The sequence below is a fragment of the Flavobacterium sp. genome (genome assembly GCF_035299005.1).
In the GTDB taxonomy this organism is placed as follows: Bacteria; Bacteroidota; Bacteroidia; order Flavobacteriales; family Flavobacteriaceae; genus Flavobacterium.
This window is the reverse complement of the sequence record NZ_DATGXL010000001.1, coordinates 1-23216: the sequence shown is the minus strand read 5'-3', so window position 1 is coordinate 23216 and position 23216 is coordinate 1. Positions and strand designations below refer to the sequence as shown.

At 31.1% G+C, this 23216-nt stretch carries 23 protein-coding genes; 11 read left to right on the top strand and 12 right to left on the bottom strand.

Features of this window, described 5'->3' with window-relative positions; all coding sequences use genetic code 11:
- Positions 1 to 33 precede the first annotated feature (33 nt).
- Entirely contained in the window at positions 34 to 825 is a 792-nt protein-coding gene (locus VK164_RS00115) for a DUF2797 domain-containing protein (protein ID WP_324207420.1), read from the bottom strand.
- 101 nt (positions 826 to 926) lie between these two features.
- On the opposite strand from VK164_RS00115, the gene VK164_RS00110 reads away from it, so the two are divergent.
- The 3 genes from VK164_RS00110 to VK164_RS00100 all read left to right on the top strand — a co-directional run bounded on the left by VK164_RS00110 (position 927) and on the right by VK164_RS00100 (position 4529).
- The gene (locus VK164_RS00110; protein WP_324207419.1) at positions 927 to 2435 is read left to right on the top strand and encodes a GH3 auxin-responsive promoter family protein; all 1509 of its coding nucleotides are present in this window, start codon (positions 927 to 929) and stop codon (positions 2433 to 2435) included.
- Between the two features lie 358 nt (positions 2436 to 2793).
- Positions 2794 to 4356 (top strand): OmpA family protein, encoded by a 1563-nt coding sequence (locus VK164_RS00105; RefSeq protein WP_324207418.1) that lies wholly within the window; start codon positions 2794 to 2796, stop codon positions 4354 to 4356.
- A 38-nt stretch (positions 4357 to 4394) separates the two neighbouring features.
- The gene (locus tag VK164_RS00100; RefSeq protein ID WP_324207417.1) at positions 4395 to 4529 is read left to right on the top strand and encodes a hypothetical protein; all 135 of its coding nucleotides are present in this window, start codon (positions 4395 to 4397) and stop codon (positions 4527 to 4529) included.
- A 54-nt stretch (positions 4530 to 4583) separates the two neighbouring features.
- Here the strand turns inward: VK164_RS00100 and clpX are convergent, their stop codons facing one another.
- The 8 genes from clpX to VK164_RS00060 form a co-directional block, all read right to left on the bottom strand.
- Positions 4584 to 5816 carry an ATP-dependent Clp protease ATP-binding subunit ClpX gene (gene clpX, locus VK164_RS00095; protein ID WP_324207416.1) on the bottom strand — a complete coding sequence of 411 codons (1233 nt, stop codon included), beginning with the start codon at positions 5814 to 5816 and terminating at the stop codon, positions 4584 to 4586.
- Positions 5817 to 5887: 71 nt separating this feature from the next.
- Positions 5888 to 6544, bottom strand: a complete 657-nt coding sequence (clpP, locus tag VK164_RS00090) for an ATP-dependent Clp endopeptidase proteolytic subunit ClpP (protein WP_166236397.1) — start codon at positions 6542 to 6544, stop codon at positions 5888 to 5890.
- A gap of 144 nt (positions 6545 to 6688) precedes the next feature.
- The gene (gene tig, locus VK164_RS00085) at positions 6689 to 8014 is read right to left on the bottom strand and encodes a trigger factor (RefSeq protein WP_324207415.1); all 1326 of its coding nucleotides are present in this window, start codon (positions 8012 to 8014) and stop codon (positions 6689 to 6691) included.
- 101 nt (positions 8015 to 8115) lie between these two features.
- Positions 8116 to 8460: a phage holin family protein gene (locus VK164_RS00080; protein WP_324207414.1), complete on the bottom strand. Its 345-nt coding sequence runs from the start codon at positions 8458 to 8460 to the stop codon at positions 8116 to 8118.
- Positions 8461 to 8539: 79 nt separating this feature from the next.
- Entirely contained in the window at positions 8540 to 10120 is a 1581-nt protein-coding gene (locus VK164_RS00075; protein ID WP_324207413.1) for a G-D-S-L family lipolytic protein, read from the bottom strand.
- 18 nt (positions 10121 to 10138) lie between these two features.
- Positions 10139 to 11389: an OmpP1/FadL family transporter gene (locus VK164_RS00070; protein ID WP_324207412.1), complete on the bottom strand. Its 1251-nt coding sequence runs from the start codon at positions 11387 to 11389 to the stop codon at positions 10139 to 10141.
- Positions 11390 to 11511: 122 nt separating this feature from the next.
- Complete coding sequence (locus tag VK164_RS00065) at positions 11512 to 12273, bottom strand: alpha/beta fold hydrolase (RefSeq protein WP_324207411.1); 762 nt, start codon at positions 12271 to 12273, stop codon at positions 11512 to 11514.
- Between the two features lie 3 nt (positions 12274 to 12276).
- Entirely contained in the window at positions 12277 to 12990 is a 714-nt protein-coding gene (locus VK164_RS00060) for a pyridoxine 5'-phosphate synthase (protein ID WP_324207410.1), read from the bottom strand.
- A gap of 95 nt (positions 12991 to 13085) precedes the next feature.
- On the opposite strand from VK164_RS00060, the gene VK164_RS00055 reads away from it, so the two are divergent.
- The 8 genes from VK164_RS00055 (at position 13086) to murI (ending at position 21323) form a co-directional block, all read left to right on the top strand.
- Positions 13086 to 13745 (top strand): CBS domain-containing protein, encoded by a 660-nt coding sequence (locus VK164_RS00055; protein WP_324207409.1) that lies wholly within the window; start codon positions 13086 to 13088, stop codon positions 13743 to 13745.
- Between the two features lie 9 nt (positions 13746 to 13754).
- Complete coding sequence (locus VK164_RS00050) at positions 13755 to 14639, top strand: NAD kinase (RefSeq protein WP_324207408.1); 885 nt, start codon at positions 13755 to 13757, stop codon at positions 14637 to 14639.
- A 121-nt stretch (positions 14640 to 14760) separates the two neighbouring features.
- Positions 14761 to 15444, top strand: coding sequence for a DUF6089 family protein (locus VK164_RS00045; RefSeq protein ID WP_324207407.1), 684 nt, complete (start codon positions 14761 to 14763; stop codon positions 15442 to 15444).
- Position 15445: 1 nt separating this feature from the next.
- Positions 15446 to 16189, top strand: a complete 744-nt coding sequence (locus tag VK164_RS00040) for an isoprenyl transferase (protein ID WP_324207406.1) — start codon at positions 15446 to 15448, stop codon at positions 16187 to 16189.
- The gene (bamA, locus tag VK164_RS00035) at positions 16119 to 18812 is read left to right on the top strand and encodes an outer membrane protein assembly factor BamA (protein ID WP_324207405.1); all 2694 of its coding nucleotides are present in this window, start codon (positions 16119 to 16121) and stop codon (positions 18810 to 18812) included. Before VK164_RS00040 ends, bamA begins: the two co-directional genes overlap by 71 nt.
- Before the next feature lie 115 nt (positions 18813 to 18927).
- On the top strand, positions 18928 to 19941 hold the full coding sequence (locus tag VK164_RS00030) for an OmpH family outer membrane protein (protein WP_324207404.1): 1014 nt from the start codon (positions 18928 to 18930) through the stop codon (positions 19939 to 19941).
- Positions 19942 to 19966: 25 nt separating this feature from the next.
- Positions 19967 to 20470, top strand: a complete 504-nt coding sequence (locus tag VK164_RS00025; RefSeq protein WP_166236385.1) for an OmpH family outer membrane protein — start codon at positions 19967 to 19969, stop codon at positions 20468 to 20470.
- A gap of 73 nt (positions 20471 to 20543) precedes the next feature.
- Complete coding sequence (gene murI, locus VK164_RS00020; RefSeq protein ID WP_324207403.1) at positions 20544 to 21323, top strand: glutamate racemase; 780 nt, start codon at positions 20544 to 20546, stop codon at positions 21321 to 21323.
- A gap of 2 nt (positions 21324 to 21325) precedes the next feature.
- Here murI and VK164_RS00015 read toward each other — a convergent pair whose 3' ends face one another.
- From VK164_RS00015 to VK164_RS00005, 3 genes are all read right to left on the bottom strand, one after another.
- Entirely contained in the window at positions 21326 to 21844 is a 519-nt protein-coding gene (locus tag VK164_RS00015) for a gamma carbonic anhydrase family protein (RefSeq protein WP_324207402.1), read from the bottom strand.
- Between the two features lie 56 nt (positions 21845 to 21900).
- Complete coding sequence (locus VK164_RS00010; protein ID WP_324207401.1) at positions 21901 to 22902, bottom strand: type IX secretion system membrane protein PorP/SprF; 1002 nt, start codon at positions 22900 to 22902, stop codon at positions 21901 to 21903.
- A 161-nt stretch (positions 22903 to 23063) separates the two neighbouring features.
- Positions 23064 to 23207, bottom strand: a complete 144-nt coding sequence (locus VK164_RS00005) for a T9SS type B sorting domain-containing protein (RefSeq protein WP_324207569.1) — start codon at positions 23205 to 23207, stop codon at positions 23064 to 23066.
- Positions 23208 to 23216 lie beyond the last annotated feature (9 nt).

Here is a 23216-nt window from a genome sequence, read left to right as displayed (position 1 = left end):
AAGAAACCCATTCAAATTTGAAAGGGTTTCTTTTTATAAACTCATCTTCACCACATAACCTTCATAACTTCTCACATTAAAAACGGTTCCGTCTTCAAAAAGTAGATATTGTCCTTTAATTCCAGCTAATTTTCCTGAGAAATTCGGTGTTTTATCTAAATTTAAACTATTTACTTTTTTTGGATATTGTAATACAGGAAAATCCAATTGAATAATTTTTTCATCATTTGGAAAATACTCTTTTACTTCATTTGGCAACCAATCAAAAACTTTATTGCGTTCAGCAATTAAATCCATGTTAGGCACTTCATTTTTTAGCATTTTTTGCCAATTGGTTTTATCAGCAAAATGATTTTTCAACGCTACCTCTGTTATTCCTGCTAAATATCTGTTTGGAACTTCTACAATTGGAATCGCTTGAACAGCACCTTGGTCAATCCATCTTGTGGGCACTTGTGTTTTTCTTGTCACTCCTACTTTTACTTCACTTGACAAAGCTAAATACACCACATGAGGTTGCAATTGCACACGCTTTTCATAAGCTAAATCTCTATCTTCAATATCTAAATGAGCAGTGCTTAATTCAGGTTTCATTATCCAATCACCTACCGCTGGACTACTCATAAAGCAATCATAACAAAAACCTTGACGGAAAATCTTTTTGGCTTTTCCACAATTTAAACATTGGTATCCTTGAAATTCAATTTCAAGATTTTTTCCCAAAAGTTGATTAAGATTCAAAAAACTGTTTTCAAAAACCAAGTAATACTGAATTGGGTTACTTAATTCGGTTTGCATTTTAGAAAGTGTGCCTTGATATATCATTTCGTGTAAAGATTTTCTTTTTTGCTCAATTATTTAAAAAAAATGCTATTTTTGGTAAAGTTATTATTCCCTTTTAATAATTCAAAATTAGAACTAGCTAAATGCCATTACAAATCATAAATTCTTTTGCAACTTGGATTTTAAAAAAACGGATTCATCAAATGGAGTTGTTTTTAAAATACCCACATGAAGTACAAGAAGAATTACTTTTCAGCCTAATAAAATCAGCCGAAAACACTCAAATAGGTAAGAAATATGACTTTTCTTCTATGAAAAGTTACACAAGCTTTAGCGAAAGAATCCCGGTATCAACTTACGAAGATTTAGAACCTTTAATTGAATTGACTCGAAAAGGTGAACAAAATGTTTTTTGGAATTCCAACATTAAGTGGTTTGCTAAATCCAGCGGAACTACCAATGCTAAAAGTAAATTTATACCTGTAAGCACAGAAGCATTAGAAAACTGTCATTATAAAGCTAGTAAAGATTTATTGTGTTTGTATTTAAACAACAACGAAGATTCGCAACTTTTTGTAGGGAAAAGTCTTCGTTTGGGTGGAAGCAAGCAATTGTATGAAGATAATAATACATTTTTTGGTGACCTATCAGCTATCTTGATTGATAATATGCCTATTTGGGCAGAATTTAGCTCAACTCCAAGCAGTAAAATATCACTAATGGGCGATTGGGAAACAAAACTTCCTGCAATTATTAATGAAACGATTAATGAAAACGTTACAAGTTTGGCAGGCGTGCCAAGTTGGATGTTAGTTTTACTCCAAAAAGCATTAGAAACAACAGGAAAATCAAATTTATTAGAACTTTGGCCAAATGCAGAAGTTTACTTTCATGGAGGTGTAAGTTTTGAACCTTATAAGGAACAATACAAAAAATTATTTCCAAAGGACAATTTTAAATATTACGAAATATATAATGCTTCTGAAGGTTTTTTTGCCATTCAAGATCAAAATAATTCTGACGAACTACTATTGATGTTAGATTATGGTATTTTTTATGAGTTCATTCCAATGGACACTTTTGGAACATTAAATCAACGCGTAATTAGACTAAATCAGGTTGAATTGAATAAAAATTATGCATTAATTATTACTACAAATTCAGGTTTATGGCGTTATTTAATTGGAGACACAATACGATTTACTTCATTAAATCCATATAGAGTTAAAGTTTCTGGAAGAACCAAACATCACATCAATGTTTTTGGCGAAGAATTAATGGTAGAAAATACAGATACTGCCATAGCCAAAACGTGTGCTATGTTTAACTGTGAAATTGTTGATTATACTGTCGCTCCCATTTTTATGAGTGACAAGCAAAAGGGAGCACATGAATGGATTATTGAATTTAAAAATCCGCCAGAAAATATTGAAAAATTTAGTTTAGCATTAGATGAAAATATTCAAGCACTCAATTCTGATTATGAAGCCAAGCGATACAACAATATGACCTTAAATCCGTTAGTATTAAATGTTGCTCGAGCGAATCTTTTTTATGACTGGTTAAAAAAAGAAGATAAACTTGGAGGACAACACAAAATTCCGAGATTATCAAATGAACGAAATTATTTAGAAAGCTTACTTAATTTATAAAAAAATAAAATGAAAAAAGTAGTAATCATTTTACTGATATCAATAGTTATAATATCATCGTTTTCATGTGGTCCAAGACGTTATAAATGTGGCCCTTACAGAAGATGTGAAATCAATAAAAATTCAACAAAACAAGAAATTTATAAAGATATTCATAAAACACATGTTGTATAATTTTACTTTTTAAAAAAATATTTAAAATTTAATCGATTTCATTTGTCATGAAATCGATTTTTTTTGCACTTTATCGAGTTTTATGATAATTATTATACAAAAGATTTTTTATCTGAAATATAGTCTTAATTTTGCACTCGTTTTAAGAAAACATTAACCTACTATTAATTAAGTATTTAATTTTATGAATTTCCCTAAAATACTAACTTTATTTTTACTTATTGGAACTTTTACTGCATACTCACAAGAACCAAAACGCTCAGAAGGATTAGACTCAATTATCAATGTAATTAATAAATCTACTAAAGGTTTAAATTTTTTAATCAACGATACTGGCATTAATTCTGAACTGAATGAAGTTGGAACATCGTTTTTCAAAAACAAATACATTATTTTATCTAACAAAAAACATAGACACGCTGAAATTACTGTTAATCCAGTAACCAATGAACCAAATAATAACTTATACTGTGTAGATATTAAAGAAGATGGTAGCTTATCATTCCCTTTACTTTTTTCTCAAGCCTTAAATTCTGACAAAAATGAAGGTTCATTAGGTTTTTCACCTGATCAAAGAACAATCTATTTTACACAAGAGAGCCCAGAAAACAATCAAATTTTTACACTTCACAAAGCAGAATTAAATGAAAAAGACGCAAAGAAGTGGACAAATATTACTAATTTAAATGCTGTACCCGCAAATTACTCTGTAGAGACTCCAAGCGTTTCTCCTGATGGTAAGAAAATTTATATAGCATCAAACATTCCTGGTGGTTTTGGTGGTTTTGACATATATGAAGCACCTATTTTAGAAGATGGAACAATAGGGAAATTAGTCAATTTAGGACCTACTATTAATACGGCTACTGATGAAAAATACCCTTTCATATCTTCTGATAATAAATATTTATATTTTTCATCTAAAGGTCATACAAACATTGGTGGATATGATGTTTTTAGATCTGCTAAAGTTGACAACTCTTTCTTACCTGCTTTAAATTTAGGTACTGATTTGAACTCTAGAAGAGATGATGTTGCATTTGTAATGACTTCACCATCTAAAGGTTATATTTCTACAGATAAACATGCAGCAGGAAATTTTGATATTTTAAAATTTGATATCAAAACACAAGAAAACCAATATAACGATTATACCGTAGTAGAAGAACTATCAAGTATTGCTCTGCCAAATGCAAAAATTGTTGTTAAAAATGAATTTGGAGATGTTATTGCTAACACAAAAACAGACGATAAAGGAAAAGTAAGATTACAGTTAGAGCCATTAACTCAATACACAACTACGGTTGAAAAAGATGGTTATGAACCTAAAACTACTCAAATTTCTACAGGCGACACAAACAAAACACTTACATTAAAACAGAAAAAAGCAGTTGTTACCGAAGATGCGATTGTTATTGAAAACATATACTTTGATTTTGACAAAGCTAGTATCAAACAAGAGTCAACATTATCTTTAAATAAAATTGTTGAGGTTTTAAATAACAATCCAGAGATGTCCATTGTAATTAACGCCCATACTGACAATAAAGGTACTGCTGATTATAACCTAAAACTTTCTGAAAGAAGAGCTAAATCTTCATACCAATATTTAATCAACAAAGGAATTGCTGCTTCGAGATTATCATATAAAGGCTATGGAGAAAGTCAACTATTAAATAAATGTGACAAATGTTCAGCTGAACAAGACCAAACAAACCGAAGAGTCGAATTTAAAATTATTAAATAACACAATTAATCACAACTATAAAAAACTCTCTAAACAAAATGAAAAAATTCTCTCTAGTTTTAGCCATTGCAACTGTATTATTATTAACCTCATGTTCTGGAGGTTGGAGTTGTCAAAAAAGATACGTTCACGCTAAACAAGTAAAAACAATCGGGCAAAAGAAAAATGCTTAAATATAAAAAGGTCGCCAATTGGCGACCTTTTTAATTATAATGTAATTGGTATAACTAGGAAACTGCTTTTAAACGCTGTAATAAATTTTTACTTAAACTATTTTCAGCATATTCTTTCGTTACTTGTAAATGCTTCTCTTCAGAACTTGGCAATTCATACATAGCATCCGTTAAAATAGCCTCGCATAACGAACGTAATCCTCTCGCTCCTAATTTGTATTCTAAAGCTTTTTCAACAATATAACTTAAGGCTTCTTCTTCAACTTCAAGAGTTACCTCATCCATTTCAAATAATTTTTTATATTGCTTAATTAAGGCATTTTTAGGTTCTGTTAAAATTGCTCTTAATGTTTCTGCATCTAAAGGATCCATGTGAGTTAAAACGGGTAAGCGCCCAATAATTTCAGGAATCAAACCAAAATCTTTCACATCTTTTGGTATCAAATATTGCAATAAGTTGTCTTTATCAATATGATCAGTCCCAATAGACGAACTATAACCTACAGCTTGTCTGTTCAAACGCTTTGAAATAATTCTTTCAATTCCGTCAAAAGCACCACCAGCTATAAATAAGATATTTTGCGTGTTTACTTCAACAAATTTTTGATCAGGATGTTTTCTACCTCCTTTTGGTGGCACATTAACAATTGTTCCTTCTAACAATTTTAATAATGCTTGTTGTACTCCTTCACCAGAAACATCACGTGTAATAGATGGATTATCACTTTTACGAGCAATTTTATCTATTTCATCAATGAAAACAATACCTCTCTCGGCTTTCGCCACATCATAATCAGCGGCTTGTAATAAACGAGTTAAGATACTTTCTACATCTTCTCCTACATAACCTGCTTCGGTTAAAACAGTTGCATCAACTATTGCCAAAGGAACATTCAACATTTTTGCAATAGTTTTTGCCACTAATGTTTTCCCGGTTCCAGTTTGTCCAACCATTAAAATGTTACTTTTTTCAATCTCAACTTCATCTTCCAATTGCTTTTGCATCAAACGCTTGTAATGATTGTAAACCGCTACACTCATCACTTTTTTTGTCTGATCTTGTCCAATTACATAATCATCTAAAAAAGCACGAATTTCTTTTGGTTTTAATAAAATTAAATCCGCAATTAAATCAGAATTTCCAGATTGTTTTAATTCTTCTAGAACAATTCCATGAGCTTGTTCGATACATTTGTCACATATATGCGCATTAATCCCTGCAATTAATAAATTAGTTTCAGGCTTTTTCCTTCCGCAGAATGAACACTCTAATACTTCTTTCGCCATTTTATAGTGATTAGTGAAAAGTGATTAGTAATTAGCTCACACTATTTATTAATCACTAATTACTCTTTAAATTATCTTGTTAAAACCTCGTCAATCATTCCATATTCTTTCGCTTCGGCAGCAATCATCCAATAATCTCTTTCACTATCTTTATATACCTTATCATAAGGTTGTTTTGAATGTTGAGAAATAATTTGGTATAATTCTTCTTTTAATTTCAACATTTCTTTTAAGTTGATTTCCATATCGGTTGCTACCCCTTGAGCTCCTCCAGATGGTTGATGTATCATTACTCTTGAATGTGGTAACGCAGAACGCTTTCCTTCTGCTCCTGCACACAATAAAACTGCTCCCATCGAAGCTGCCATTCCTGTACAGATTGTAGCTACGTCTGGTTTTACGAATTGCATTGTATCATAAATTCCCAATCCGGCATATACACTTCCTCCTGGTGAATTGATATAAATACTGATATCTTTAGACGCATCAACACTTTCTAAGAATAATAATTGTGCTTGAATGATATTAGCCACATAATCATCAACCCCTGTTCCTAAAAAGATAATTCTATCCATCATTAAACGAGAGAAAACATCCATTGAAGCTACATTCATTTGGCGTTCTTCAATGATATATGGAGTCATACTTCCAACTATTTTATCATAATATAAACTGTTTACTCCATGATGCTTAGTAGCATATTTTTTAAATTCTTTTCCGTAGTTCATGTTTTTTTGTTTAAATGTTTATGCGTTTAAAAGTATTGAAATAAAAACAAAGTTCGTGCCTTTCCCTTTTTGTGACAAATTATCTTGAAACAAAAAGCGTCAAAACTAGTTTGACGCTCAAAGATAATTATTTTTTATGAGATATTATTCTCCATACATCTCTTTGATGAATTGCTCATAATTTACTTCTTTTGTTTTAGCTTTTACTTTTTCTTTGTAAAGACCTAACATTTTTTCGCTCATTACTTGCTCTGATAAACGTTTTACCTCATCTTGGTTAGACATTACACGAGCTACAATTCCATTAATCTCATCTTCTGATGGATTTAATTGACCAAATTGTGCCATTTGTTTTTTGATTAATTCAGCAGTATGTGCTTTTAAATCTTCAAAAGTAATTTGCAAATTATTTTCAGACATTACTTTTCCTTCAATTAATTGAAAACGTAATCCTTTTTCTGCTTTAGCAAATTCTTCTTCCGCTTGCTCATCTGTAAGTGGTGTTTCAGTTACTGTTTTAATCCATTTTTTTAAGAATGTTACTGGCAAATCAAATTTTGTGCTTTCTATCAAGAAATCTGTTACATCATTTAAAAATTTTTGATCTGCTTGTTGCGCAAATTGTACTTCAGCATCTTCCTTGATCTTCGCTTTAAGATCATCAACAGACGAAATAACTCCAGGTCCAAATAATTTATCAAACAACTCTTGATTTAATTCAGCTTTTTCTACTGCATTAATTTCCTCAATTGTAAAATCAACGGTAATATCTAAACCATGAACTTCATCATGTCCTACTTTCAAATAATCCATTAATTTATGATCGTCATCGAATAACCCTTTAGTTGCAACAGCAACAACATCTCCAACTTTTTTACCTACAAATGATTTAGCAACTTTTTTATCTGCAAAAATATCTAATGCAAAATTTGCTGGTGCATTAATTCCTTTTTCTTCATTTGTAAAAGTTCCTCTAACTTCATAATCGGCTTTAACTTCTGCTTGAGAAATTAATTTTCCATATTGCTTTTGAATACGCTCTACTTGATCATTCAACATTTTATCATCAGCAATAACATTGAATTTTGTGACATTATTTTTTGCAGTTAAATCAACTGAAAATTGTGGTGCAAGTCCTAACTCAAACTCAAAAGATAAATTTTCGTTATCCCAATTGAAATCTTCTGTCATTTTTGGAAGTGGATTTCCAAGAATATCTAATTTTTCTGTGGTCAAATAATCATTTAAAGAAGCTTGTAAAATTTTATTTACTTCGTCTAACAAAACAGCTTTTCCATATTGTTTTTGTATCAAACTCATTGGAACTGCTCCTTTTCTAAAACCAGAAATAGCTGCATTTTTTCTATAATCTGCTAATACTTTTTCTACTTTATCTGAATAATCTTCTTTTGTAATTGCTATTGTAATAATAGCGTTTAATGCATCAACTTGTGCTTTTGTAATGTTCATTATCTCTTTATTTAAATACCATAAAAATTGGGTTGCAAAATTATAGAATTTTTACAACCCAAACAAGTTTTTAATTTATTGAAATTCAATTCGCTATAAAATTATTTATCACTAACGAATATTTTATTCAAAATTGACTGACTTATTGACAACAGTACACTAAAAAATAATGCGGTTAAAAATCCGTCTACTTGAAATTCAGGAATAAAATAATCGCAAATTAAAATAATAACTGCGTTAATTATCAACAAGAATAAACCTAATGTTATTAAAGTTGCTGGAATAGTTAGAAAAACTAAAACCGGCTTTAAAAAGGTATTTAACAAGCCTAACACTATAGCTACTAATAAAGCTGCTTTCAAATCTGTAACGTGTACGCCAGGCAAAAAATGCGATAAAGCAAATACAATAATTGCACTAATTAAAAGTTTGATTAAAAAATTCATTTATTTGAGTTTTATAAATTTAAAATTACAAAAAAAGGCACCAAAAATGATGCCTTTTTTAAAAATACAAATTATTTTTTTAATTAGAACCAACAATGTTAATTCCTGGGAAATTATTTACATAATGTAAAGGTAAGTTCGCATTATAATGTTCGTTAATTACTTTGATAATTTCATTTGCAATTACAGCATATCCACGAGCATTTGGATGAACACCATCTAAAGAAAACAATACTTTATTTTCTGTTGCAACACCGCTAAAGTAATTTGCCGTATAAATTTGTCCTGTCTCAATTTGTAAACCACTCACTAACTGATTCATAATAGCATTCATATCAGCAACGGCTAAGTTTTTAGATGCAGCAATAGAAACAATTGTACTATTGTATGAAGCAGTTGCACTTGCTACTTTAGCTTTTTCATTAGCAGTTAAAACCCATTTGTTAGCCATTGGATATGAAACACCATTTATGTTAATCATAGTTGAAGGCGAAGAAGCATTTGGAGTACCAATTACTGAAGATGCTGGTAAAACAACTAAATCAGCAGCTGTCGCTTGACGTGCTTTTCCAAAAACAGCTCCAAAAGCAGCTGCAGTAGGAGCACCTAATGTTGGTGTTAATGCTCCAGTAATTTGAGCCGATCTATCTGTAGCGTCAGCGTCATAAATTAATATTGGATTTGCTGAAGTAGCAGATAATGGATTTACACGATTTGGCTCTCCATAAGCAGTAAAAATACCATCTAAAGGTCCGTATAACTGTGCATTTAATGCGTTAATATTCGCTGAACCACCCAATGCAGTTGGTGATAATGGTGCATAAGGAACTGTAGTAAAATATGGAATTGATGTTACACTTGGAATTGTACAAACTACGCCTTTAGCTCCGTTTGAAGTTAATGTGTTAATAATTGTAGAATAAACACTAGCATACACATTTGAGTTAGTAATATCATTACCTCCATAAGTTGCTGGATTCAAATTTCCTGTAACATTATGGTCATCTGCAGGAGTCATCCCGTCAGATTTTGCACCACCGTTAGTAGCATAAGCTAAAACATCATTAGCTCCAATCCAATTGGTAAAGAAAGTTGGATTTTTTGTCATTGCATCACCTAAAACAGTAGCCGTTGGAGAAGTTGCATGCCTAACAAAATATGGGTTTGCTTGTCCTAAAGCTACACCAGCCACATTACCATAACCAGAAGCTAGCAAATGAAACGATTTTGCCCCTGGAACTCCCATATTATTATAAGCAGTAGCTTGTAAATTCGAAACTTCAATTGTAGAAGTCCCTGCAATATTTTCTGGACGTCCTTGTGAAGCATCAATAACTAAACGTGTTGTTCCTATTGGCATTCCTCCTAACATTAACCCTCCTAAATTATTAACATCATCTGCATATGATGGTTGAGTAAATGCTCCACCGCCAACTAATGCAAATTGTTGTGATAATAAATTTGGGTAAGAATTTACTTGACCTCCTCTAGAAACAGTACCATCCATATAACCAGCAGTTAATGAATTTCCAATAGCAACATAGCTTGTAAAATCGGCATCACCTGCTGTATAATTTGCATCAACTGCATTTTCAAATTCTGGTTCACATGATGCAAAACCAGCTGCTATAATAGCTAAATATATAAATTTATTTTTCATCTTTCTTTTTATTAAAAATTAGAAACCATATGTAATACCAATACCTGGAGAGAATACAACTGATTTATAAGTTCCTCCAAAATCTGGATTAGGCTGTCCTGAAATAGGATCTGTTGAATAATTGTATGAATTATCAATCTCATCAAAGTGTAAATACAAGAATGAGAAATCTACTCCTAATTTACTATTCACTTGATATGTCAAACCTCCTGTATACCCCATAGAGTCGTTTCTTGGTGTTTCTGGCGCAAAATAACCATCTTGTACTGGGCTTTCATCAAAATACATACCTGCTCTGAAAGTAAATTTATCATTTGCTTTATACTGAGTACCAAATCTATAAGTACTTGAATTTTGATAATTTCTTGGGTTCAAAGACTCTGTTCCATTTGCAAATTTAACATCTAATGCTTTATAAACACTCCACATTGTTCTATTATAATCAAATGCTACCAACCATTTATTAGTTACTTCATAAGACAATCCTACTGTTAACTCTGCTGGTAATGGTAAATCAGCATCAAACTTAGTGTTTGCAAGAGGATTAAATGAAGGTGTATCGTCATAATTTGCATCACCATCTCTAGCTTCCATAATAATTTCTGAACGGTAATTCATTCCTAATCTTAATTTATCTGTTGGATTGAACATAAACCCAGCAGTATATCCCCATGCAGTAATTCCTTTTGCATCTAAAGTAACATCTGTTGGATTACCCTCTGAATCAGAAAGTAATGGATTCATAGATAAATTTCTATTGAAATTTACTGATCCCGTTGCATAGATTGGACCACCACCAATACTAAAATGTTCACCAACTCTAATAGAGATAGATGGCTGTACAAAAATAGCTTGTAAATCAATATTATTTACTAAATGTGCTCCTTCCCAATCTTGATCCCACTCTACAGAACTTCCATATGGTGTGTAAACTGCTAAACCTGCCGTAAACCAATCGTTGATTTTGTATGTTGCATATACACTAAATGGAGTTCCCATATTTTCTGTTGAAGCTTCCCAATTGTATTGTGAATTTTGGAATTTAGTTTTTGCAAACAATGCATTGCCGCCTACTGATAAGTTGAATTTTTTATCTAAATAAGCCATACCAGCTGGGTTGAAAAACGCAACTTCAGCACTATTTACTACAGCAACACCTGTGTGCCCCATAGCTAATTGTTTTTGACCTTGAATACTAACTCGATATCCTCCTGCAAATGCAGTTGAGCCAGCTAAAGCCAATAATGTTAAAGAAAGTAATTTTCTCATAATGTAATTTAGTGTTAGTTTTTTCTGAATTTATAAAAATCAATAGTTCAAAATTAAGACAAAATATGAATTTTACAATTTTTTTAACTAAAAAATTATGCGTGCATAATTTTTTAGCACTTTTATTTCATAAATCGCATTACAAACTCATAAAAATCTTTTGGGTTTTCAGCATGTAACCAATGACCCGCATTCTTAATTGTATTAATTTCTGCCTTGGGAAAATGATGATAAATTGTTTCGAAATCAGCATCTAAAATATAATCCGATTTATCACCTCTCAAGAACAAGGTCGGTTTTAAAAATTGCTTATTAAAAGGAAGTGCCTTTCCAATAGTTTCTATTTTTTCATTAAAAACGTTTAAATTAAATCTAAAAGCTAATTGCTCTGGCGATTTCCAATATAAATTTTTTAATAAAAATTGACGAGTACCAAAATCTTTAATGTGTTTTGACAATTCTTCTTCAACATCACCTCGGCTTGGTTTTTTAGAAAAATCGATTGCATTTAATCCTGCAAGAATGGTTTGGTGATGTGGAGCATAATATTTTGGCCCTATATCAGCTACAATTAATTTAGAAACCAATTCAGGATAAGTAGTTGCCAACAACATAGCCACTTTTCCCCCCATAGAATGCCCTAATACTATACAATCTGCTAATTGATGAAAATTGCAATATTGTTTCACATCTTCTACCATAACATCATAACTAAAATCATCAGAATGAAAACTTTTTCCATGATTTCGTAAATCTATTGCATGTATTTGAAAACCTTGTAAAGCAAATTGGCTCCCTAGTGACTTCCAATTGTCAGACATCCCTAAAAAGCCATGAATAATTATCATTGGCTTCCCTTCTCCTTCTATTCTTGAATACAACATTTCTTACTTTAATTTTTGAAGATACATATTCACCACATTTTCTAATCCCAAATATAAAGATTCCGATATTAAAGCATGTCCAATCGAGACTTCTAATAAATTAGGGATATTTTCCTTAAAAAATTTGATGTTTTCTAAACTCAAATCATGCCCAGCATTTATTCCAAGTCCTAACTCATTAGCTTTAATAGCTGCTTTAATAAAAGGCTCGATTCCTTTTTTATTGCCTAAACCATATTCGTGAGCAAAAGATTCAGTGTACAACTCGATGCGTTCTGTACCAGTTACTTTTGCTCCTTCAATCATTTTTTCATCGGCATCTACAAAAATAGAAGTTCTTATTCCATTCCGCTGAAACTCTTGAATTACTTCAGTTAAATATGATTTGTGCATTATTGTATTCCAACCTGCATTAGATGTTAAAGCTCCAATAGCATCTGGAACTAGAGTTACTTGCGTAGGCTTACACTCCAAAACCAAATCAATAAAATTATGTTGTGGATTTCCCTCAATATTATATTCTGTATACACAATTGATTTTAAATCGCGTGCGTCTTGATAACGAATATGTCTTTCGTCAGGTCGCGGATGAATTGTGATTCCTTGTGCTCCAAATTGCTGAATATCTTTTGCAACCTTTAGTAAATCAGGCACATCTCCACCTCTTGAATTACGTAAAGTTGCTATTTTATTAATATTAACCGATAATTTTGTCATGTGTTCTATTTTAATTTAGCAAAAATACAAAGTATAAATTAGGTAACATGTGGTATTTTTTGATTATTTTGCGGTTGAATTAGACACAAATCAAAATGAATAGTTTAGACAGCTACATTAATAACGAGATAAAACCTATAAAACATACTGATTCTATTGCTGAAGCTCAAGATGTTTTTGTGGATTTTCCATATACACACTTCCCCGTAACAGAAGATGGTATTTATATTGGGTGCATAAATAAAGAAGCTGTTGAATTTCTAAATCCTGATGCTATTATAAACGACAGTAGATTTCATTTTGAACGATTTTTCGTTCGATCTACAATGATTTGGTTAGATGTTTTGGAAGTTTTTGCAAAAAATGAGGCAAATTTATTGCCTGTTTTAGACGAAAAAAACAATTATTTAGGCTATTATGAATTAGAAGATGTTATTCGATTTTTACACGAAACTCCATTTTTAAAGGAAGAAGGCGGAATTATTATCGTAGAAAAAGAAGCTGATAAATTTTCGATGAGTCAAGTTGCTCAAATTATAGAAAGTAACAATGCAAAGATTTTAGGGTTATTTATTTCTAATATTGTAAATAACAAAGTAGAAATCACTGTAAAAATAAGTCAAAGTGGCTTGAACGATATTATCCAAACATTTAGAAGATATGAATATGAAATTATTTCTGAACATCAGGAAGATTCTTATTTGAACAGCTTAAAAGAACGTTCAGATTACTTGGACAAATATCTTAATATATAAAAGAGAAATATGAAAATAGCTATTTTCGGACAATATTACCAAAACAACACTGCTGAAATTGTTGCCAAAGTTGTTCAATTTTTAGAGACCAACTCTATTTCAATTGCTTTTGAAAATTCGTTTTTAAAAATATTACAAGAAAAAAATATTATCACAAAAGAATTTCCAAATTATTCAAATTATACAGAACTTGATGATGACTTTGAAGCATTAATAAGCATTGGCGGTGACGGAACCATCTTAAAAGCGGCTACATTTATAAGGGATAAAAATATTCCAATTATTGGGATAAATGCTGGTAGATTAGGGTTTTTAGCAACCGTACAATTTGAAAATATTGAGCCTTTATTACAAAAAGTACTTATAAAAGATTATATTATTTCCAAAAGAAGTTTGTTAAGTGTAAAAACAAATCCAGAATATCAAAATTTCAAAGATTTAGACTTTGCATTAAACGAAGTTACTGTAGCTAGAAAAGATACTACATCGATGATAACAATTGAAACTTCTTTAAATGGCGAATATTTAACTTCATATTGGGCAGATGGCCTTATTGTTTCAACGCCTACAGGTTCAACAGGATATTCATTAAGCTGCGGCGGTCCTGTTTTAACACCAGAAGTTGCCAGTTTTGTAGTTACTCCAATGGCACCTCATAACTTAAATGCACGACCATTGGTAATTACAGATGATACTGAAATTGAATTAAAAATCTCAGGAAGAGAGGAGCAGTTTTTAATCTCCTTAGATTCAAGAATTGCCGCAGTTTCTAAAGAAACAACCGTTTATATTAGAAAAGCTCCATTCACAATTTCAATCATAGAATTCAAAGAAGAAACTTTTTTAAATACGATTAGAAAAAAACTACTTTGGGGGGCCGATAAAAGAAATTAATCCTTCTACATATCATTTTCAGTTTTTTAGCGTTTTAAAAATTCAACAAGATGTAACAAAAAAATCCTTTAAAATAGGGTTAAGAAGTCAATATTGTTATATTTGCAAACTATTTCAAAAAATGAGACGCTTTTTAATTTACATAAGCTTGATTTTCTGCACCTTGAATGCCTACTCACAAATCAACGAGTTAGGTGTTTTTGTAGGTGGAATTAATTATATTGGAGACGTGGGTCCGACGGATTATATAGCACCAAATGAGCCAGCGATTGGAATAATTTATAAATGGAACAGAAGCGCACGTCATGCATGGCGATTTTCCTATTATCAAGGAAGTTTAAAGTCAAAAGATATTGATAGCGATGTTCCAAGTAGAAATTTAAGAGGAAATTCATTTAAAAATCAAGTTAAAGAATTTTCTGCCGGAATGGAATTCAATTTTATGGATTTTGATTTGCATGATGGTAAAAAGAAGGTAACACCTTATGTTTTTACAGGAGTTAATTATTTCATTTATGATGAGATTTATATTTTAAACAACGAAAGTGAAAAAGATTATCAAAGCAGCACGTTTGCAATTCCAATGATTGTTGGTGTAAAAGCGCGTTTATTTAATAATTTTGTATTAGGAGCAGAAGTTGGAGCTCGATATACTTTTACTGATAATTTAGACGGGAGTAATCCTGAAAATGATAATTTTGAAACATTGCGTTTTGGCAATATAAATAGTAACGATTGGTATGTGTTTACAGGTTTAACACTTACATATACCTTTGGTCAAAACCCATGTTTTTGTGCAGAATAAAATGGAATTAGTACAACAAATAAATACAGCAACTTTGCCTCAACATTTAGCCATTATTATGGATGGAAATGGAAGATGGGCAAAACAAAAAGGTCTTTTACGTGCTTTGGGTCATGAAAGCGGCACTAAATCCGTGAGAACAACTGTAGAATCTTGTGCTAAACTTGGCATCAAAAACCTTACCCTTTATGCTTTTTCAACCGAAAATTGGAATCGTCCCAAGTTAGAAGTTGACACCCTAATGAAGCTTTTAATTTCTTCATTAAAGAAAGAAATTAAAACTTTACAATCAAATAACATCAAATTGAACGCTATTGGAAATTTAACAAATTTACCCGCTAACGTTCAAAAAGAATTACAAGAAGTAATTCAAAAAACCACCGAAAACACTAGAATGACACTCACTTTAGCCCTCAGTTATGGTGCTAGAGAAGAGCTGGTTCAAGCTGTTAAAAAAATTAGCAACAAAGTTAAAAATAATATAATTTCTGAAGAGGCTATTGACGAATCAATTATTAATCAGCATCTTTACACACACAATTTACCCGATGTAGATTTAGTAATAAGAACAAGTGGCGAACATAGAATAAGTAATTTCCTATTATGGCAAATCGCTTACGCCGAGTTTTATTTTACAGATGTGCTTTGGCCAGATTTTTCAGAAGACCATTTATATGAAGCAATTATTAGTTATCAGAAAAGAGAACGCCGATTTGGAAAAACAAGCGAACAAATTATACCGTAAAAAAATGTTTAAAAAAGGATTACAACTACTTTCAATTTTTATTTTATTAAATAGCAGTTCAATTTTTGCTCAAGAAACAAAATTAGAGAGCGGAAAAGAATATATATTAGCCAAAATTGATGTTACTGGAAAAATTAGCTATAACGAACAAACTGTTACTACTTTTACTGGCCTTGAAAAAGGACAGTCAATTATGGTTCCTGGTGAGGATATAAGTGCTGCAATTAAAAAATTATGGAAGTTAGGTTTGTTTTCGGATGTTAATTTTTATGTAAATAAAATTGAAGGAGATAGTATCTTTTTAGAATTAAACATTAATGAGCTTCCAAAGCTAGGTGACGTAAAAATCCAAGGTGTAAAAAAAGGAAAAGCCGAAGAATTAATCAAAGAAGCCGACCTTAAAAAAGGAAAAATTGTTAATGAAAATTTATTAACTACAACTAAAAACTATTTCGAAAATAAATATAGAAAAGATGGTTATTATAATACAAAAGTAGCCATAAGCACAGTTCAAGATTCTGCTTTTTCTGATGTAAAAATGGTTGTAAATATTGACAAAGGAGACAAAGTAAAGGTTAAGAGTATTGATTTTGATGGTAATTCTCAAATTTCTGATGCCTCACTTAAAAAAACATTTAAAAATACTAAACAACGTAATCCTATTAGAATCTTCAAAAAATCCAAATACATTAAAGATAAATACAAAGAAGATTTAGTCGCAGTAATTGATAAATACAAAGAAAAAGGATATAGAGATGCTCGAATTTTATCAGATTCTGTAACTTATGATAAAAACAGTAACACTATAGCAATTAAAGTTAAATTAGAAGAAGGTAGAAAGTACTATTTTGGAGACATTCGTTATTTAGGTAATACTGTATATACTGATCGTCAATTAAATGCCCTTTTAGGAATCAAAAAAGGAGATGTTTATAACGGAACCATTTTACAAAAAAGAATCGCTGATCAATCTAAACCAGACGGAGAAGATATTACTAATTTATACCAAAACAATGGTTATTTGTTTTCAAACATCAATCCAGTTGAAGTTAGAACTGTAAATGATACTATTGATTTTGAGATTAGAATTACTGAAGGTCCAATTGCTTATTTTAACAAAATTACGGTTGTTGGAAACGACAAAACAAATGATCACGTAATTTATAGAGAATTAAGAACTAAACCAGGTCAAAAGTATAGTAAAGAAGATTTAATCCGTTCTATTCGTGAAATCGGACAATTAGGATTTTTTGATCCTGAAGCAATTAAACCCGATTTTAAAAATGTTGACCCACAAGCAGGAACTGTTGACATTGAATACAACGTTGTTGAAAAAGGAGCAAGTCAAATAGAACTTCAAGGAGGTTATGGAGGCGGTGGCTTCATTGGAACCTTAGGGCTATCTTTTAACAACTTCTCAGCTAAAAACATATTTAAGAAAGATGCCTACAAACCACTTCCAATGGGAGATGGACAAAAAATGTCTTTACGCTTACAAGGAAGTTCATATTTCCAAACCTATAGTTTATCTTTTTCTGAACCATGGTTTGGAGGTAAAAAACCTATAAGTTTTTCAACATCTTTATCTCATAGTAAACAATTCTTATACAACTATTCCACAAGGGATGTAACTAGAGATCAAAGCTTTAATATTACTTCATTATCTGTTGGTATTGCAAAACGTTTAACAGTACCTGATGATTATTTTGTATTGTCACAAGCTGTATCGTTTCAATATTATGATCTGAACAATTACAATACTGGATTGTTTACTTTTGGGAATGGAGCATCAAGAAATTTAGCATACACAATAGGCCTATCAAGAAATAGTAAAGGAATTAACCCTATTTACCCAACTCAAGGTTCTGAATTTAGTATTTCTGGAAAATTCACTTTACCATACTCTTTATTTAATGGTGTTGATTATAAAAATTTAGAAAATTTAGACGAATACAAAACAAGAGCCACAGAAGATGGTTTTGCTCCTGACGGAAGTAACTACCCTGCTGGTTCATACTTAGACGAAGACGGCTATCCAGTTTCAGACCCAGCTGATGCTGCAGTAGATCAAGCAAAAGTAGATCAGAAAAAATACAATTGGTTAGAATACTATAAGATTAAATTTAAGGCTGACTGGTACACTCGTGTTTATGACAAATTAGTTCTTCGCTCATTGGGAGAGTTTGGATATATGGGCGCATATAATAACGATAGAGGATTGGTTCCATTTGAGCGTTTTTACTTAGGAGGTGACGGATTAGCAAACTATTCGTTAGATGGTAGAGAAACTATTCAATTAAGAGGATATCCAAACAATTCATTATCTTCAACTGATGGCGGGACAGTTTACAATAAATTCTCATTAGAATTACGTTACCCAATCACACTAAACCAATCCGCTTCAATCTATGCCTTAAGTTTCTTAGAAGCTGGAGCTGCATTTAACGAATTTAAAGATTACAATCCGTTTAAGTTACAACGTTCTGCTGGAGTAGGATTACGTGTATTCATGCCAGCTTTTGGACTATTAGGTATCGATTTTGCTCATGGATTTGATGCTATTCCTGGAGAAACCGTTAAAAGCGGATGGCAAACACACTTTATCATTGGACAACAATTTTAAAGATAGTTAATAGTTTTTTATTAAATTCGTAAAAATATTTTGATATTTGTTACGTTTGCAAAGTATCAAGTATTTTACTTGGTACTTTATTCATAAAAAACAACAACATTTATATATGAAAAGAATACTCTTATTTATTGCTTTTATTTCAATTGTTGCTAATGCACAAACCGCTAGAGGTGTGAAAATTGGCTATATTGATATGGAATATATTTTAGAAAAAGTTCCAGATTATGCTGATGCAATCAACCAATTAGAGCAAAAAGCTCAAAAATGGAAGCAAGAAATTGAAACCAAAAGAAATGAATTAAACACTTTAAAAGAAAATCTAAAAACAGAACGTGTTCTTTTAACCAAAGAATTGATAGAAGAACGCGAAGAAGAAATTGCTTACTTCGAAAAAGAACTTTTAGATTATCAAGAAAAACGTTTTGGTCCTAAAGGTGATTTAATCATTCAGAAATCAGTACTTGTAAAGCCAATTCAAGATCAAATTTTTACAATTGTTCAAGATGTAGCTGAACAAAGAAAATATGATTTCATTTTTGACAAATCATCCGATTTAACAATGCTATTTGCTGCTCAAAAATATGATATCAGTGATTATGTTGTAAAAAAACTAACCTCTTCTCAGAAAAGAGAGGAAATGAGTAAAAAACAATTAAAAGCTTTAGAAGCTAAAGAAGCTTTAGAAGAATCGATCGAAGATAATCCAGCGGTTGCAGAAAGACAAAAAATATTAGACGACAAGAAAGCAGCGAGAGAAAAGCTAATTGAAGAAAGACAAAAAGCTATTGCAGATAAAAAGGCAGCTGCAGCAGAAAAACGCCAAAAAATGCTTGATGAACGCGAAGCGAAAAAAAATGGCACAGTAATTGAAAAAGAATCTACAGGAGGAGAAAACAAGTTAACAAGTCCAGATTCAGATAAAGACAAAATAACTGAAGATGGTAACTTAGAAAAAAAGTTAACACCTGAAGAAACGAGACAAAAAGCAATTGACGAGAGAAATAAAAAAATAGAAGATCGTAAAAAAGCTTTAGAGGAAAAAAAGAAAAAATTAGCTGCAGATAAAGAAGCTGCTAAAAAAGCTAAGGAAGAAAAAACAGAAACAGAGAAAAAAGAATAATTAACACCTAAATTAAAATCAAAAAATGAAACAATTAAAATCATTAGTAATCGCAGTTGTACTTTTCATAGGAGCTCAAGCTTCAGCACAAACTAAAGTAGCTCATATTGATGTTCAAGCATTAATGACTTCTATGCCAGATATGAAAACGGCTCAAGAACAGTTGAAGAAAATTCAAGAAACTTATGACAAAGATTACAAAAATATGGTAACTGAATACCAAACTAAATTGCAAAAATATGAACAAGAATCTGCTACTGCTGGTGATGCATTAAACGAAACTCGTTCTAAAGAAATGCAAGACATGGGTGCTCGAATTCAACAATTCCAACAAACTGCTCAAAAAGAATTAGGTCAAAAAGAATTAGACTTAATCAAACCTATCATGGAAAAAGCACAAGCCGCTGTAAAAAAAGTTGCTAAAGCAAAAGGAATCAATTATGTATTAGATTCAACAACAGGTAGTGGAGTTATTGTTGCTGATGGGCCAGATTTATTAGCTGATGTTAAAAAAGAATTAGGTTTCTAATTAATTCAAATAGTAACTATAAAAACTGCTCAATCTAACGTTAGATTGAGCAGTTTTTTTTATTTTTGTTTTAATGAAAAACACAAATCCAATAGGCTTATTTGATTCTGGTATAGGAGGAACTTCTATTTGGAAAGAAGTTCATGCTTTGCTACCTCATGAAAACACCATCTACCTAGCTGATAGTAAAAATGCCCCTTATGGATTAAAATCAAAAGAAGAAATCATTTCCTTAAGTTGCAAAAACACCGAATTTCTGTTGGAACAAAATTGCAAACTTATAGTTGTAGCTTGTAATACAGCGACAACGAATGCAATTAAAGAATTAAGGTCAAAATATGACATCCCCTTCATTGGTATTGAACCAGCAATAAAACCGGCAGCAATTCAAAGTAAAACCCATACAATAGGGATTCTTGCAACAAAAGGAACATTAAATAGTGAATTATTTCATAAAAATGTTTCAAACCATCCAGATGTCAATATAATTGAACAAATAGGACATGGTTTAGTTCAACTAATAGAAAATGGAGATATTAATACTCCTGAAATGAGAGAATTATTAGAAAGCTATTTACATCCAATGATTGAAAAAAATATTGATTATTTAGTACTTGGTTGTAGTCATTACCCTTATCTAATTCCTGAAATTAAAAAAATAATACCACCAAACATTAAAATTATTGATTCTGGTGAAGCTGTTGCAAAACAAACTAAAAAAATACTAGAAGAACATAATCTATTGAATAATTCAAAAGAATGGTCTACACAACTATTTTACACCAATAGTAATCCAAGAGTTTTAGAAAACATACTAAAAAATAAAGAAAAAGTTTTTTTCAAGAACTTTTAAGATTATTCTTCTGTTTTAAACCAACCTGAATACATTATATAATTATTCGATATTCTTTCGATTTCTCCAGCAAAATTACTTTGATCTATATCTTTAACTTTTTTTGCTGGAACACCCGCATAAATACATCCAGATTCAACAACAGTATTTTGAGTAATTACAGAACCAGCTGCTACTATCGAATTACTTTCAATAACACAATTATCCATTACTATCGCTCCCATACCAATTAAAACATTATCTTTAATTGTACAACCATGAACTATTGCGTTATGACCAATTGATACATTATTACCAATAACTGTTGGATGTTTTTGATAAGTACAATGAATTACTGCTCCATCTTGAATATTAACCTTATTCCCAATAGAAATAGAATTTACATCTCCTCTAACCACTGCATTGAACCATACACTACAGTCTGATCCAAAAACTACATCGCCTACAATAGTTGCGTTTTCAGCCACATAACAATCTTGAGGAATTTGCGGATATTTTCCGTTTACTTCTTTTATAAGCATAATTAATTAAAAAAAATGTCCCGATTCATCGGGACAGATATAATATATTTAAAAGATTAATTAACTGCTGGACAGTTACAATCCCACTCTTTATCTTTACAGAAAATATTGATTCCTAAAGTAATCTGATGAAAACCACCATCATCAAATTTAACATCTCCCATTATATGAGAATATGTATATGAAAACATAAATTTATCATAATTTAAGCCAATAATTGGGGTTACCCATTGTAGCTTTTGCTCTTCTAAACCGCTTCCGCTTACATATTGAGCTCCGTCAAAACTTCTTCTGTATGACAATCCTCCCCATAGTTTTCCAAATTCTAATTCTTTATATACTTTCAAATTTAAGTCAATAGCTTTTTCTTTAGTTTCAGAAGTATATTGAAACATAAAAGAAGGTTCAAACAACAAATTACTATCATCTCCAAAAACAGCACCAGCACTCCATAGATATTTACTCAAGTTATCTGACTCAAATCCTTCTGAATATAATTCTCTTCTCTGACTGGCCAAAAAGTTTTTAATAGTGAAATGAGTAAAGAAATCCATATAATGATAAGAAACACCTAAATCAACATTAAAATATGAATCCTTTTGAATTACACCTGGTACAATCACTGGATCAAATCCCGTAAACTCAGAACCATCCAATGTACTTTGAACAAAAGCAGCACTCAAACCAAAAGACAATTGATTTAAATCTAGAGTCCCTCTAGAAAATCTCAAATGATGAGCATAAGTCAACTTTCCTCCTCTTTGTGAGTGATAACCATTTTTGTCATTAAAAAGAATCATCCCTATCCCAGAAGTTCCATCTTCGTCTAAAGATGTATTAAAACTTAAGGTTTGCAAAGCTGGTGCATCCTCTTGACCAAACCATTGCTGACGACCTGTAAGTCTAATTTTACCACAATTTGAGGCTCCAGCCATAGATGGATGGATTAAATAATAATTGTCTGATAAGTAATCAGAATAAACTGCAACACCCTCTTGTGAGTAAGTAAATTGTGCTACTAAAAATGCTAAAATAAAATAACTCTTTTTAAAATTCATCGTAGGTTTATCGTTTTAATGAAAATGCGATTTATTGTTTAATATACAACTTTTTTAAAAAATCATTATTGCAGTTACAACCACAATAATGATTTTTAAAGCTTATCGGTCAAAGATATAAATTTTTGTGTTTTAAATACACCTTTAACCTTAAATATTCTTTATCTTTTTAATGAAAAATGCGCTTTAAACTGTTTTGCAGCACCATTTTCTGTATAGTCTATTGTAAACCAGTAATCAGTTGATGGTAATTGTTGGTTATTAAACGTTCCGTCCCAACCGTCACTGCCTATTGATGGGCTGATTTGTTTAAT

Excerpts from the sequence above, each read along its gene's own strand:
- VK164_RS00100 (WP_324207417.1), top strand. The coding sequence starts at position 4,395 with ATGAAAAAATTCTCTCTAGTTTTAGCCATTGCAACTGTATTATTATTA.
- murI (WP_324207403.1), top strand. The coding sequence starts at position 20,544 with ATGAAAAACACAAATCCAATAGGCTTATTTGATTCTGGTATAGGAGGA.
- VK164_RS00070 (WP_324207412.1), bottom strand. The coding sequence starts at position 11,389 with ATGAGAAAATTACTTTCTTTAACATTATTGGCTTTAGCTGGCTCAACT.
- VK164_RS00115 (WP_324207420.1), bottom strand. The coding sequence starts at position 825 with ATGATATATCAAGGCACACTTTCTAAAATGCAAACCGAATTAAGTAAC.
- VK164_RS00015 (WP_324207402.1), bottom strand. The coding sequence starts at position 21,844 with ATGCTTATAAAAGAAGTAAACGGAAAATATCCGCAAATTCCTCAAGAT.
- VK164_RS00060 (WP_324207410.1), bottom strand. The coding sequence starts at position 12,990 with ATGACAAAATTATCGGTTAATATTAATAAAATAGCAACTTTACGTAAT.
- bamA (WP_324207405.1), top strand. The coding sequence starts at position 16,119 with ATGAAGCAATTATTAGTTATCAGAAAAGAGAACGCCGATTTGGAAAAA.
- VK164_RS00080 (WP_324207414.1), bottom strand. The coding sequence starts at position 8,460 with ATGAATTTTTTAATCAAACTTTTAATTAGTGCAATTATTGTATTTGCT.
- VK164_RS00065 (WP_324207411.1), bottom strand. The coding sequence starts at position 12,273 with ATGTTGTATTCAAGAATAGAAGGAGAAGGGAAGCCAATGATAATTATT.
- VK164_RS00030 (WP_324207404.1), top strand. The coding sequence starts at position 18,928 with ATGAAAAGAATACTCTTATTTATTGCTTTTATTTCAATTGTTGCTAAT.
- VK164_RS00025 (WP_166236385.1), top strand. The coding sequence starts at position 19,967 with ATGAAACAATTAAAATCATTAGTAATCGCAGTTGTACTTTTCATAGGA.
- VK164_RS00045 (WP_324207407.1), top strand. The coding sequence starts at position 14,761 with ATGAGACGCTTTTTAATTTACATAAGCTTGATTTTCTGCACCTTGAAT.
- VK164_RS00075 (WP_324207413.1), bottom strand. The coding sequence starts at position 10,120 with ATGAAAAATAAATTTATATATTTAGCTATTATAGCAGCTGGTTTTGCA.
- tig (WP_324207415.1), bottom strand. The coding sequence starts at position 8,014 with ATGAACATTACAAAAGCACAAGTTGATGCATTAAACGCTATTATTACA.
- VK164_RS00110 (WP_324207419.1), top strand. The coding sequence starts at position 927 with ATGCCATTACAAATCATAAATTCTTTTGCAACTTGGATTTTAAAAAAA.
- VK164_RS00040 (WP_324207406.1), top strand. The coding sequence starts at position 15,446 with ATGGAATTAGTACAACAAATAAATACAGCAACTTTGCCTCAACATTTA.
- VK164_RS00010 (WP_324207401.1), bottom strand. The coding sequence starts at position 22,902 with ATGAATTTTAAAAAGAGTTATTTTATTTTAGCATTTTTAGTAGCACAA.
- clpX (WP_324207416.1), bottom strand. The coding sequence starts at position 5,816 with ATGGCGAAAGAAGTATTAGAGTGTTCATTCTGCGGAAGGAAAAAGCCT.
- VK164_RS00050 (WP_324207408.1), top strand. The coding sequence starts at position 13,755 with ATGAAAATAGCTATTTTCGGACAATATTACCAAAACAACACTGCTGAA.
- VK164_RS00105 (WP_324207418.1), top strand. The coding sequence starts at position 2,794 with ATGAATTTCCCTAAAATACTAACTTTATTTTTACTTATTGGAACTTTT.
- clpP (WP_166236397.1), bottom strand. The coding sequence starts at position 6,544 with ATGAACTACGGAAAAGAATTTAAAAAATATGCTACTAAGCATCATGGA.
- VK164_RS00055 (WP_324207409.1), top strand. The coding sequence starts at position 13,086 with ATGAATAGTTTAGACAGCTACATTAATAACGAGATAAAACCTATAAAA.